Below are 12,636 nucleotides of genomic sequence, written 5' to 3'. Positions count from 1 at the left end.
TCAGAAGAAAGTTAAATTATGGATGACAAACCATTACAGGCTCTGGCTAATGAACTCAAAACACCGGCTCAAGAAAGTCAGCGTAAGGGTTTCTTCCGACTGCAACAGGTGAAGAAAAACCAGCCCCGCATTACCGGTATCCCCGTCAACCATCAGGGGCCCCTGCCTGACATCGCCTGAACATATTCCCCCACGCAACCTGCCGCACTGACGTAGCCCACACAATAGGCGTTTCATCCGCCTGTAGCACCGGATGCATGAGCGATTTCTTATAGTTATTCCTTTGCTTAATAACGATTATTTCCGGGTCGTTCGCTCTCGTATTTTCTTTAATACGTCAGAGCTACCTGGGCCGTAATACAGCATGTACCAGACCCGACACGGCATTTCTTACCAGGGAAAAAGTCAACGATGAGTAGTTATATCAGCGCAAATGACGTCCTGTGGCTCCTTTGCGGTGACCACATTCACGTCTCCGGCGCTGCCAGAGGATATTTATTTCAAGGATACGTAGCATTATGGCTAGCTTTAAAGACATCTGCCCATTCGCCCCCGCCATTCCTCCATCTTCCGTTAACCCAGGCGTACGACGCCCGCCAGGGCGGCTCTTCCTGTCGGCGGAACTCAAGAATCAAATTTTGCAGAACATGAAGTATCTCAGCCCGCAAAAATTCAGCTGGGGTGATGCCCCCTGGCAGATCATTGACCTTAGTACCGCGGGCAAAGTGAACATACAGGTGGACAACAATACCATCATCACGTTGGGGACTCCCCTGAATCAGCAACATAACGAGTTCATGATGGTCGCCAAATGGTGCGAATGGGCTATACAGCAGGATGGTTTGCAAGAAAACCTGCAAAAAAACTGCACGAGGTCCTGGAAGAAAACAGGCAAAACAAACAGTCAGAAATTCCCCAAGAAGACCTGAAAGAAAGGCTGAAAGAAATCAAGGAAGATATCCTGGAAGAAAACCAGTCAGCAAGCCAGATTGAAGACCGGGCAGAAGCATTGCGCAGAATGAAGGAATGTCTCATAACAAGACAGAGTATGCTCGATCTTAGCAACCTTGGACTGACTTCACTCCCTGAAAATTTGCCTCCACATCTGATTGAATTTAACTGCAGTAGAAACATGTTGACCGCGTTACCGGAGGTAATGCCAAAGGGGCTGAGAGTGCTTGAATGTATGGAGAACTTTTTGATCTTGTTACCGAAGGTGCAGCCCCCGAAACTGATGGTACTGAAGTGCTATGAAAACTATATTATCTGGCTGCCTGAGCTGTCGACTAACCTGAGAGTGATTGACTGTTCTGAAAACTTCTTGCAATTTTTACCGCCGTCGATGCCCCAGTACCTGTATACACTGCGCTGTGCTTTCAACAGTATTAGCTTAATACCTGATGAGATGCTGGAGAACTTGACTCGCCTGAAGGTATTTGACTGTTCTAGTAACGATTTGATCTCTTCACCACGGCTGCCGCCCAAACTAATCATATACTACTGTGGAGAAAACCAGTTTAAAACTGTACTGGTGCCGCAGCCCCAGAGCCTGAAGGTGTTTGACTGTAATGGTAACCCGTGGGACAAAGACAATTTACCGACGCTGCTCAAAGCCGTCGAGGGCCTGAAAAACCAGGAGGGCCTGGAGGACCTTTTAGACTTTTTGCGCAAGGAAGGCCAGGTTGACCTGGAAGGACTCGAGGAGCTGGAGGACCTGGAGGACCTGATGGTTCTGGAGCACCTGGAGGACCCGGTACTCCTGGAGCGCGTGAAGGTACAGGAGGACCTGGAGCTCCTGGATCAACAGTTGGGCCTGTTGAGTCTGGAAAAACAACAGGACTCGCAGCCTGTTAATCAACAATCTGAACATGAACCCGAATCTGCATCAAGGGTGAAGCGTGATTTATCTGAAGTCGAGTTCGAGTCAACAATGAAACGTAAGCGTTTTATGTAGAACGCCTGTGCGGTGAACTCAGGTTCCGGGGAAATAGTGTCCATCATTGTAATGGACACTATCATGGGAAATGGCTCTGTCACATCAACAACTACAGTTGCTGACCAGCCGGATGGATGATTTTTTCGCAACCAGAAGACGCTGCCTCCGATCCGGCTTACAACAAGTTACACTGTCACAACCGGGACACGTAACGCCAGCGCGCACATCAACTCATAGCCCACCGTTCCGGCAGCGGCGGCGACATCATCAATCTTGATCTCCTTGCCCCACAGCTCAACCGGCGTACCAATACCGGCCTGCGGGCAAGGCGTTAAATCAACCGCCAGCATATCCATCGAGACGGTCCCCACCGTCATGGTGCGCACGCCGTCCACTAAAACAGGAGTACCGGTAGGCGCATGGCGCGGATAACCGTCGGCGTATCCTGCGGCGACAATGCCGATTCGCTGTTCATCGCGCGCAGTATAGCGACCGCCGTAGCCCACACGCTCGCCCGCTTTTAGCGTCTGGACACCAATAATCTCACTGCTTAGCGTCATCACCGGACGTAATCCGGTATTGGCGATATCACGCCACTGACCGGACGGCGAAGCGCCATACAAAATAATGCCAGGCCGAACCCAGTCAAAATGCGCTTCCGGGTGCCACAGAGTCGCCGCCGAATTGGACAACGAACGCCGACACTCCAGCCCTTCCGCCGCCTGCTCAATACGCGCCATCGCGCTGGAAATTCCATCAGGATGTTCCGCCTCGGCAAAATGCGACATCAGGGTCATTTCGCCAACATTCGCCATCGCCCGCAACTGCTGCCAGACGGTAAGCACGCGATCGGGCTGGAAGCCCAACCGATTCATCCCACTGTTCACTTTAAGATAAATATCCAACGGTGCTTTTAGCCGTGCATTTTGCAGTGCTTTGAGCTGCCAGTTGCTGTGTACGCAGGTGGTCAGGCGGTGCTGGTCATAAATCTCCAGATCCTGAGCATGGAAAAATCCTTCCAGCATCAGGATCGGTCCTTTCCAGCCGCGCTCACGTAACGTTATTGCCTCTTCCAGGTTAAGTAATGCAAAGCCATCGGTGGCCCCGAGCGCGCTCCAGATACGCTCAATACCGTGCCCGTAAGCGTTCGCTTTTACCACCGACCAGACGCGCGCGCGCGGCGCGGCCTGGCGGACAATGGACAGATTCTGTTTTAATGCCTGCAGATCGAGGCTGGCCTGTATCGGACGGGTCATCTCGTTTCCTTAGCTGTGTGCGCCATGTAAATGGCCCGGGCGTGATGGCGTAAATCCACGGCTGTAGCGCGCTACGCTTAGATCTTCATACGGGATCGCTGGCGTGCGACCAGAGAGCAGATCGCTTAACAACTGACCGGAACCGCAAGCCATCGTCCAGCCGAGCGTGCCGTGACCGGTATTCAGCCACAGATTTTTAAAGCGTGTACGCCCGACAACCGGCGTGCCGTCTGGCGTCATCGGGCGCAGACCAGTCCAGAAAGTCGCCTGCTCGACATGACCGCCGCGTGGATAGAGATCGCGAACCACCATCTCCAGCGTTTCACGACGCGGTTGCAACAGCTCGGTGTTAAAGCCAACAATTTCCGCCATTCCACCAACACGAATGCGGTTATCGAAACGGGTAATGGCGATTTTGTAGGTTTCATCAAGGATGGTAGACACCGGCGCACCATCTTCCTGTGCAATCGGAATAGTCAGCGAGTAGCCTTTCAGCGGATACACCGGAATATCAACTATGCCTTTGAGCATCGCCGTCGAGTAAGAACCAAACGCCATCACATACGCATCGGCCTTAATCACTTCATCGCCACACTTCACGCCGTAGATTTGCTCGCCGTCGCAAAGTAGTTGGTCAACGGGCGTATTAAAGCGGAATTTAACCCCCGCCTGCTCCGCCATCCGCGCCAGATTCTGGGTAAACAGCTGGCAGTCTCCGGTTTCATCATTGGGCAGCTGGAGCCCCCCCGTCAGTTTGTGCGCCACTTCTGCCAGCGCGGGCTCCACTTCCGCCAGGCGGCTGGATTCCAGCAGCTGATACGGTACGCCGGCATCTTCCAGCACGGCGATATCGCGGGTCGCATTTTCATACTGTTGTTCGGTACGGAACAGTTGCAGCGTCCCACCCTGACGCCCTTCATACTGAATATTGGTTTCGGCGCGCAATGCTTTCAGGCAATCACGGCTGTATTCCGCCAGACGCACCATCCGCCCTTTGTTTTCCATGTAGTGGCTGGTGTCGCAGTTACGTAACATTTGCCACATCCATTTCAACTGGAACTGCGTACCGTCGAGACGAACCGCCAGCGGCGCATGGCGCTGGAACATCCATTTAATCGCTTTTAAAGGCACACCTGGTGCCGCCCACGGTGCTGCATATCCGGGGGAGATTTGCCCGGCATTCGCGGCACTGGTTTCCAGGGCGGCCCCCGGCTCCCGATCAATGACGGTGACCTCATGTCCTGCCTGATTTAAGTACCAGGCGCTGGCAACGCCTACCACACCACTTCCCAGTATGACAACTCGCATAGCCACTCCGATAACGGTAGATACAGTAAAAGAATAATAATCTAATTACATCTTGATAACTCAGTTGAAAATATTATTCAACATACGGCTTTTTTATGGTGAGCTGGCTCACATCTCCCTGACTCTGCGGCAATATGGCGTCTTTAGTATCTCCTGCTGAACGCCCTTTTTATCCAGCATAAAATTCCGTTCAGAAGCGGATTAGTGGCACTCTGATAATAAGAAATCGCAAAGAAAAAAATTCTCCGGCGACGCGGTTTTTAACAGGTGTTCTATGCTTGAAATGAGGTGCTCCACACAGAGAGCGCCGACAACAATGAGGTGCGCGTATGGCGACGATCGATTCTATGAATAAGGACACCACACGTTTGAGCGATGGACCCGACTGGACGTTCGACCTGCTGGATGTTTATCTGGCAGAGATAGACCGGGTGGCGAAACTCTACCGGCTGGATACCTACCCGCACCAGATTGAAGTGATAACCTCAGAACAGATGATGGATGCCTACTCCAGCGTCGGCATGCCAATTAACTATCCGCACTGGTCATTCGGTAAAAAGTTTATCGAGACTGAACGGCTGTATAAGCACGGTCAGCAAGGACTGGCCTATGAAATCGTCATTAACTCTAACCCGTGTATCGCTTACCTGATGGAAGAAAACACCATTACCATGCAAGCGCTGGTGATGGCACACGCCTGCTATGGGCATAACTCTTTCTTCAAAAACAATTACTTATTCCGTAGCTGGACCGACGCCAGTTCGATTGTCGATTATCTGATTTTTGCCCGTAAATATATTACCGAGTGCGAAGAGCGCTATGGTGTGGATGAAGTAGAACGGCTGCTGGACTCGTGCCATGCGCTGATGAACTACGGCGTGGACCGGTATAAACGCCCACAAAAAATCTCGCTGCAAGAGGAGAAAGCCCGGCAGAAAAGCCGCGAAGAGTACTTGCAAAGTCAGGTCAATATGCTCTGGCGTACCCTGCCGAAGCGCGAGGAAGAGAAAACGGTTGCTGAAGCGCGCCGCTATCCGTCCGAGCCACAAGAAAACCTGCTCTATTTTATGGAGAAAAATGCGCCACTGCTGGAATCATGGCAGCGTGAAATTCTGCGTATTGTGCGTAAGGTGAGCCAGTATTTTTATCCGCAAAAACAGACTCAGGTGATGAACGAAGGCTGGGCGACCTTCTGGCACTACACCATCCTTAACCATCTGTATGATGAAGGGAAAGTAACGGAACGTTTTATGCTGGAGTTTTTGCACAGCCACACCAATGTGGTCTTCCAGCCGCCCTATAACAGCCCGTGGTACAGCGGCATCAACCCGTATGCCCTCGGGTTCGCCATGTTCCAGGATATTAAACGGATTTGTCAGTCGCCAACGGAAGAAGACAAATACTGGTTCCCGGATATCGCCGGTTCTGACTGGCTGGACACATTACATTTTGCGATGCGTGATTTCAAAGATGAGAGCTTTATCAGTCAGTTCCTGTCACCGAAAGTGATGCGTGATTTCCGCTTCTTCACCGTGCTGGACGACGATCGGCATAATTATCTGGAGATTTCCGCTATTCATAATGAAGAAGGTTATCGGGAGATCCGTAACCGGTTATCGTCGCAATATAATTTAAGTAATCTGGAGCCGAATATTCAGATCTGGAACGTGGATTTGCGCGGCGACCGTTCGCTGACGCTGCGTTACATTCCACATAATCGCGCACCGCTGGATCGGGGGCGCAAAGAAGTACTGAAGCATGTGCATCGCCTGTGGGGATTTGATGTGATGCTGGAACAGCAAAACGAAGACGGCAGCGTCGAGTTGCTGGAACGTTGCCCGCCGAGAATGGGAAATCTGTAAAAACAACAAAAAACCCCTCGTTTGAGGGGTTTGCTTTTTAAACGGAAGGGATTATCGCCCCTGAATGGCTAAATCACCCGGCAGATTTTTCTGCATCCGGTGCCAAATCTCGCCGCTCTCATGCCCATAGCGACGCACTGTTTCGTATACCTGATCGTGTGCGCCTTCACTGCACAACGCCGACAGTTTGTGGTAGAAGCCCAGCGCCAGACTGCGCGCTTCCGGATTGGCGAAATAGTGACGACCAATGCGCGTATACAGCCCTTTCATCCCGTTAAGGATCAGACCGTAAATCGGGTTGCCGGAAGCAAACGCCAGACCGCGGAATATGTTGTAATCCAGCTCGGCAAAGGCATCGGCGTGATCGGCCACTTCATTAGCGGTAGCCAGCACTTCCTGCGCTTTATCGGGATGCTGACGAAACGCGGTGCGAATAAAAATAGTGGAAATATTGGTACGCACCGACAGCAAATTATCAATAAGCTGCGGCACACTTTCGTGATCCAGTCGCGCCAGCGTTTCAAGGATATTTAAACCGGAGGTTTCCCAGAAATTATTCACCTTCGTCGGCTTGCCATGTTGAATGGTCAACCAGCCATCTCGTGCCAGACGCTGTAACACTTCACGTAACGTAGTACGCGTTACGCCAATTAATTCTGAAAGTTCACGTTCTGCGGGCAAAATAGTCCCGGGAGGGAAGCGGTTATTCCAGATACTTTCAATAATGTACTCTTCCGCGAAACCCGCCGGGCTTTGCGCCTTAATGACCATAGTGAGATTTCCATAACACAGCAAAACAAAGTTGGACTCATCATACCAGAGGGCTATCTACGCTGATAGCACACAAAAAGAAGAAAAAAGGGATCAAGGCTTCATTTTCTACATCTCTTTTCTCCAGACCATCAACACTTGCCTCGATCCCCTCCTGACCGTTAAGCTTTGCGTTCTAAGATAAAAACATCATTGATTATTTCTAAGGTAAGGGAAACCATCATGGAGATCTCCTGGGGCCGTGCCCTATGGCGCAACTTTTTGGGCCAGTCCCCCGACTGGTACAAACTCGCCCTCATTATTTTCTTAATTCTTAATCCGTTAATTTTCATCATCAGCCCCTTTGTTGCCGGTTGGCTGCTGGTGGCGGAATTTATTTTCACTCTGGCGATGGCCCTCAAATGCTATCCGCTGCTCCCCGGTGGTCTGTTGGCTATCGAAGCGGTATTCATCGGCATGACCAGCGCGGAACATGTTCGTGAAGAGGTGGCGGCGAATCTTGAAGTCTTGCTGTTACTGATGTTTATGGTGGCGGGTATCTATTTTATGAAACAGCTGTTGCTGTTCATATTTACCCGTTTGCTGCTAAGCATTCGCTCCAAAATGCTGCTGTCGCTCTCTTTTTGCATGGCGGCGGCGTTCCTCTCCGCGTTCCTCGATGCCTTAACCGTCGTGGCGGTGGTGATCAGCGTCGCAGTCGGTTTTTATGGTATTTATCATCGTGTTGCCTCTTCCCGTACCGAAGATACCGACCTGCAAGACGATAGTCATATCGACAAGCATTACAAAGTGGTTCTGGAACAGTTCCGTGGCTTTTTGCGCAGCCTGATGATGCATGCAGGTGTCGGCACCGCATTAGGCGGCGTGATGACCATGGTGGGCGAACCACAGAACTTGATCATCGCTAAAGCAGCTGGCTGGCATTTTGGCGATTTCTTCCTGCGCATGTCGCCAGTGACCGTTCCGGTTCTGATTTGTGGCCTGTTAACCTGCCTGCTGGTAGAGAAGCTGCGTTGGTTTGGCTATGGTGAAACGCTGCCGGAGAAAGTCCGCGAAGTACTGCAACAGTTTGACGATCAAAGCCGCCACCAGCGTACCCGTCAGGATAAAATCCGTCTGATTGTCCAGGCGATTATTGGCGTCTGGCTGGTGACTGCGCTGGCGTTGCATCTGGCGGAAGTTGGCTTGATTGGTTTGTCAGTCATTATTCTGGCGACATCATTGACCGGTGTCACCGATGAACATGCTATCGGTAAAGCCTTCACCGAATCTCTGCCATTCACCGCACTGTTGACGGTGTTTTTCTCAGTAGTCGCGGTGATTATCGACCAACAACTGTTTTCGCCGATTATTCAGTTTGTGTTGCAGGCATCGGAACATGCTCAGCTGTCGCTGTTCTATATTTTCAACGGTCTGCTGTCATCCATTTCGGATAACGTCTTCGTGGGGACGATTTATATCAACGAAGCGAAAGCGGCAATGGAAAGTGGCGCTATCACGTTGAAGCAATACGAGCTGCTGGCGGTCGCCATTAATACCGGTACCAATCTGCCCTCTGTCGCTACGCCGAACGGTCAGGCGGCGTTCTTGTTCCTGCTAACCTCCGCACTCGCGCCATTGATTCGTCTCTCTTATGGTCGCATGGTATGGATGGCTCTTCCCTACACCCTCGTACTAACGGTTGTCGGGTTACTCTGTGTTGAGTTTACGCTTGCCCCTGTAACCGAATGGTTTATGCAAATGGGCTGGATAGCAACGCTTTGATAACAAATTACCGGGCATATAAATGCCCGGTTTGTCTTTTCGCCCGATAATTGTCCAATTGCGTCCTATTTTTGCTGCCTCCTGGTGGCGCAGCGAATGAATTGGTTTAAACTGCGCACTCTATGCATATTGCAGGGAAATGATTATGTTGCGATTTTTGAACCAATGTTCACAAGGCCGGGGCGCGTGGCTGTTGATGGCGTTTACCGCTCTGGCACTGGAACTGACGGCACTGTGGTTCCAGCATGTGATGTTACTGAAACCTTGCGTGCTCTGTATTTATGAACGCTGCGCATTATTCGGCGTTCTGGGTGCTGCGCTGATTGGCGCGATCGCCCCGAAAACTCCGCTGCGTTATGTAGCGATGGTTATCTGGTTGTATAGTGCGTTCCGCGGTGTGCAGTTAACTTACGAGCACACCATGCTTCAGCTCTATCCTTCGCCGTTTGCCACCTGTGATTTTATGGTTCGTTTCCCGGAATGGCTGCCGCTGGATAAATGGGTGCCGCAAGTGTTTGTCGCCTCTGGCGATTGCGCCGAGCGTCAGTGGGATTTTTTAGGTCTGGAAATGCCGCAGTGGTTGCTCGGTATTTTTATCGCTTACCTGATTGTCGCGGTGCTGGTGGTGATTTCCCAGCCGTTTAAAGTGAAAAAACGTGATCTGTTCGGTCGCTAATCCATTCAGCGCTCCTGCGGGAGCGCTTTTTTCCTGCCACTATGTTTATTTGACCCGCAGTAAATCAGAACTTCGCGTTGTATAACGTGGTGAAAGCATGGCACGCTTCATCTGCCATTGTTGCTGGATCCCCTGCCCGGCAAAATAGAGTGTTCCTCTGCCCTCTTTAGCATTTAGCGTATCCATTACCGCCATCAATTGCTCACTCCCGGGGCGCGGTGCGTTGTCATCGAATAAATTGAGCTGCGCGACTCCCTGACTGAAGAAATCTCCCAGCATCACGCCCGCTTTTTGGTAGCGATGGCCCGCTTGCCAGATGGCATCCAGAGATCGCGTAGCGGCGTTAATGATATCCCTGCTGTCCTGAGTGGGCGTCAGCAGTTTTACCGACGCGCTATTGCCGTAATAAGGTTCATTGAGCGCAAATGGTGACGTCTTAATAAACGTGGAGATAAACCGACAATATTGATGCTCGCTGCGAAGTTTTTCCGCCGCCCGGGCAGCGTAACTACAAATGGCCTGCCGCATCGACGTATAATCCGTGATGCGTTCACCAAACGAACGGGAACAGATAATTTCCTGCTTCGTCGGTGCAAACTCTTCCAGTTGCAAACAGGGTTCGCCGCGCAGTTCACGCACCGTTCTTTCGAGCACGACATTAAAATGTTTACGGATAAACCGGATATCTGTATCCGCCAAATCGAGAACGGTTTTGATCCCCATCGCATCCAGTTTTTTGCTGATCCGCCGTCCAATCCCCCAGACTTCATCCACGGGGAGAGCAGACATTAATTTACGCTGGCGTTCCAGATTTGATAAATCCACCACCCCACCCGTCTGCCGCTGCCATTTTTTTGCCGCATGATTGGCAAGCTTAGCCAGCGTTTTGGTCTGGGCGATCCCCACACCAACAGTAAGATGGGTACGTTGTAGCACCGTTGCGCGAATTTCTCTGCCAAAATCAGTCAGATCGCGACAATTACGCACACCGGTCAGATCGCAGAATGCCTCATCAATACTGTAAATCTCGACGCGGGGCGATAGTTCTTCCAGCGTCGACATCACCCGATTGCTCATGTCTGCGTAAAGCTCATAATTGCTGCTAAAGCAAACCACGCCACAGCGACGAAACAGATCTTTTTGTTTGAACCAGGGATCGCCCATTTTAACACCCAGCGCCTTTGCCTCAGCGTTTCGGGCGATAACGCAACCGTCATTATTCGATAGCACAACCACTGGTTTACCCCATAAATCAGGGCGAAACACCGTCTCACAGCTGGCATAAAACGCGTTTACATCACAGAGGGCAAACATCAGCGCATCGCCTTAACGACGTGGATCACCACACCAAAGACATCCAGCGTATCTTCACTACTGATGGTAATGGGCGAGTACGCGCTGTTCATGGGAATAAGCTGTACCGTCGGGCGTAGTTGCAATTTTTTCACCGTAAACTCGCCGTCAACAGCAGCGATGACAATATCACCATGGCTGGCGGTAATAGCGCTATCGACAATCAGTAAATCACCGTCACTAATTCCACCATCCATCATAGAATCACCACTTGCTTTGACGAAGTAAGTCGCGCTGGGATGCTGGATCAACAGTTGATTCAGATCGATGCGCTGTTCAATGTAATCTGCGGCCGGTGAAGGAAAGCCACACTGAACAAGATCGCTAAATAGCGGAAAAGTCACAATTTCGCGGAGATCCGCAGGCTTGATAAACAACATAATAATCTGCCTGAAGTTATACTGTTTTTATATACAGTAGTCTGTTCTTACCAGCAGATCAATACTGATTCAGGCTATCAATATTTGTCGCTGCATAGACTGCTGATTTTTCGTTCTCTTATCCTGTGCTCACGCGCCTTCTGGCGACGACGCTCATCCAGCAGAAATGAAAAATATCACCCGGCTAAAAGATAGAATAGAAGCATCAGCCATAATGACATTAAACATTGTTTGATATTTATCATATTAATAGAAATAAAGACATTGACGCATCCCGCCCGCCTAACTATGAATTAGATGAAGTAAAATTCTTTAATAGTTGTAAAACAGGAGTTTCATTACAATTTATATATTTAAAGAGGCGAATGATTATGACTGAAATCGTTGCAGATAAAACGGTAGAGGTAGTTAAAAACGCAATCGAAACCGCAGATGGAGCATTAGACCTTTATAATAAATATCTCGATCAGGTCATCCCCTGGCAGACCTTCGATGAAACCATAAAAGAGTTAAGTCGCTTTAAACAGGAGTATTCACAGGCAGCCTCCGTTTTAGTTGGCGATATTAAAACCTTACTTATGGATAGCCAGGATAAGTATTTTGAAGCAACCCAAACGGTGTATGAATGGTGTGGTGTTGCGACACAATTGCTCGCAGCATATATTTTGCTATTTGATGAGTACAATGAGAAGAAAGCATCCGCCCAGAAAGACATTCTCATTAAGGTACTGGATGACGGCATCACGAAGCTGAATGAAGCGCAAAAATCTCTGCTGGTAAGCTCACAAAGTTTCAACAACGCTTCCGGAAAACTGCTGGCGTTAGATAGCCAGTTAACCAATGATTTTTCAGAAAAAAGCAGCTATTTCCAGTCACAGGTAGATAAAATCAGGAAGGAAGCGTATGCCGGTGCCGCAGCCGGTGTCGTCGCCGGTCCATTTGGTTTAATCATTTCCTATTCTATTGCTGCGGGCGTAGTTGAAGGGAAACTGATTCCAGAATTGAAGAACAAGTTAAAATCTGTGCAGAGTTTCTTTACCACCCTGTCTAACACGGTTAAACAAGCGAATAAAGATATCGATGCCGCCAAATTGAAATTAACCACCGAAATAGCCGCCATCGGGGAGATAAAAACGGAAACTGAAACAACCAGATTCTACGTTGATTATGATGATTTAATGCTTTCTTTGCTAAAAGAAGCGGCAAAAAAAATGATTAACACCTGTAATGAGTATCAGAAAAGACACGGTAAGAAGACACTCTTTGAGGTACCTGAAGTCTGATAAGCGATTATTCTCTCCATGTACTCAAGGTATAAAGTTTATCACAT

At 49.9% G+C, this 12,636-nt stretch carries 10 protein-coding genes and 1 pseudogene; 6 read left to right on the top strand and 5 right to left on the bottom strand.

Annotation, left to right across the window (positions count from 1 at the left end):
• Positions 1 to 18 precede the first annotated feature (18 nt).
• Together ACJHX7_RS02490 and ACJHX7_RS02485 are read left to right on the top strand one after the other, a co-directional pair.
• Positions 19 to 180 carry a hypothetical protein gene (locus ACJHX7_RS02490; protein WP_000342121.1) on the top strand — a complete coding sequence of 54 codons (162 nt, stop codon included), beginning with the start codon at positions 19 to 21 and terminating at the stop codon, positions 178 to 180.
• Between the two features lie 338 nt (positions 181 to 518).
• Positions 519 to 1,954, top strand: a pseudogene (locus ACJHX7_RS02485) (hypothetical protein).
• Positions 1,955 to 2,121: 167 nt separating this feature from the next.
• On the opposite strand, the gene dadX reads toward ACJHX7_RS02485, so the two are convergent.
• A complete protein-coding gene (gene dadX / locus ACJHX7_RS02480) occupies positions 2,122 to 3,192 on the bottom strand; it encodes a catabolic alanine racemase DadX (protein ID WP_000197872.1) in 1,071 nt (356 codons plus the stop codon).
• 9 nt (positions 3,193 to 3,201) lie between these two features.
• Positions 3,202 to 4,500, bottom strand: a complete 1,299-nt coding sequence (gene dadA, locus ACJHX7_RS02475; RefSeq protein ID WP_001266908.1) for a D-amino acid dehydrogenase — start codon at positions 4,498 to 4,500, stop codon at positions 3,202 to 3,204.
• Between the two features lie 329 nt (positions 4,501 to 4,829).
• On the opposite strand from dadA, the gene ACJHX7_RS02470 reads away from it, so the two are divergent.
• Positions 4,830 to 6,362, top strand: a complete 1,533-nt coding sequence (locus ACJHX7_RS02470) for a SpoVR family protein (protein ID WP_000190853.1) — start codon at positions 4,830 to 4,832, stop codon at positions 6,360 to 6,362.
• A 51-nt stretch (positions 6,363 to 6,413) separates the two neighbouring features.
• On the opposite strand, the gene fadR is transcribed toward ACJHX7_RS02470, so the two are convergent.
• Positions 6,414 to 7,133 (bottom strand): fatty acid metabolism transcriptional regulator FadR, encoded by a 720-nt coding sequence (gene fadR, locus ACJHX7_RS02465; RefSeq protein ID WP_000234823.1) that lies wholly within the window; start codon positions 7,131 to 7,133, stop codon positions 6,414 to 6,416.
• A 222-nt stretch (positions 7,134 to 7,355) separates the two neighbouring features.
• Here fadR and nhaB point away from each other — a divergent pair, with 222 nt between their 5' ends.
• Both nhaB and dsbB read left to right on the top strand, forming a co-directional pair.
• Complete coding sequence (gene nhaB, locus ACJHX7_RS02460; RefSeq protein ID WP_000406371.1) at positions 7,356 to 8,897, top strand: Na(+)/H(+) antiporter NhaB; 1,542 nt, start codon at positions 7,356 to 7,358, stop codon at positions 8,895 to 8,897.
• Positions 8,898 to 9,042: 145 nt separating this feature from the next.
• Positions 9,043 to 9,573, top strand: coding sequence for a disulfide bond formation protein DsbB (gene dsbB / locus ACJHX7_RS02455; protein ID WP_000943460.1), 531 nt, complete (start codon positions 9,043 to 9,045; stop codon positions 9,571 to 9,573).
• A gap of 45 nt (positions 9,574 to 9,618) precedes the next feature.
• Here dsbB and umuC read toward each other — a convergent pair whose 3' ends face one another.
• Positions 9,619 to 10,887: a DNA polymerase V catalytic protein gene (gene umuC, locus ACJHX7_RS02450; protein WP_000457628.1), complete on the bottom strand. Its 1,269-nt coding sequence runs from the start codon at positions 10,885 to 10,887 to the stop codon at positions 9,619 to 9,621.
• Positions 10,887 to 11,306, bottom strand: a complete 420-nt coding sequence (locus tag ACJHX7_RS02445) for a translesion error-prone DNA polymerase V autoproteolytic subunit (protein ID WP_094030202.1) — start codon at positions 11,304 to 11,306, stop codon at positions 10,887 to 10,889. Before ACJHX7_RS02445 ends, umuC begins: the two co-directional genes overlap by 1 nt.
• A 371-nt stretch (positions 11,307 to 11,677) precedes the next feature.
• Here ACJHX7_RS02445 and hlyE point away from each other — a divergent pair, with 371 nt between their 5' ends.
• The gene (gene hlyE, locus ACJHX7_RS02440; protein ID WP_001306826.1) at positions 11,678 to 12,589 is read left to right on the top strand and encodes a hemolysin HlyE; all 912 of its coding nucleotides are present in this window, start codon (positions 11,678 to 11,680) and stop codon (positions 12,587 to 12,589) included.
• Positions 12,590 to 12,636: the final 47 nt, after the last annotated feature.

The organism is Escherichia sp. WS1451 (assembly GCF_046487365.1).
In the GTDB taxonomy this organism is placed as follows: Bacteria; Pseudomonadota; Gammaproteobacteria; order Enterobacterales; family Enterobacteriaceae; genus Escherichia; species Escherichia coli.
This window is presented reverse-complemented; position numbering and strand designations above follow the sequence as displayed.

What these genes read in the sequence shown, in the direction of transcription:
- ACJHX7_RS02490 (WP_000342121.1), top strand. Translation starts at nt 19, where the DNA reads ATGGATGACAAACCATTACAGGCTCTGGCTAATGAACTCAAAACACCG.
- dadX (WP_000197872.1), bottom strand. Translation starts at nt 3,192, where the DNA reads ATGACCCGTCCGATACAGGCCAGCCTCGATCTGCAGGCATTAAAACAG.
- dadA (WP_001266908.1), bottom strand. Translation starts at nt 4,500, where the DNA reads ATGCGAGTTGTCATACTGGGAAGTGGTGTGGTAGGCGTTGCCAGCGCC.
- ACJHX7_RS02470 (WP_000190853.1), top strand. Translation starts at nt 4,830, where the DNA reads ATGGCGACGATCGATTCTATGAATAAGGACACCACACGTTTGAGCGAT.
- fadR (WP_000234823.1), bottom strand. Translation starts at nt 7,133, where the DNA reads ATGGTCATTAAGGCGCAAAGCCCGGCGGGTTTCGCGGAAGAGTACATT.
- nhaB (WP_000406371.1), top strand. Translation starts at nt 7,356, where the DNA reads ATGGAGATCTCCTGGGGCCGTGCCCTATGGCGCAACTTTTTGGGCCAG.
- dsbB (WP_000943460.1), top strand. Translation starts at nt 9,043, where the DNA reads ATGTTGCGATTTTTGAACCAATGTTCACAAGGCCGGGGCGCGTGGCTG.
- umuC (WP_000457628.1), bottom strand. Translation starts at nt 10,887, where the DNA reads ATGTTTGCCCTCTGTGATGTAAACGCGTTTTATGCCAGCTGTGAGACG.
- ACJHX7_RS02445 (WP_094030202.1), bottom strand. Translation starts at nt 11,306, where the DNA reads ATGTTGTTTATCAAGCCTGCGGATCTCCGCGAAATTGTGACTTTTCCG.
- hlyE (WP_001306826.1), top strand. Translation starts at nt 11,678, where the DNA reads ATGACTGAAATCGTTGCAGATAAAACGGTAGAGGTAGTTAAAAACGCA.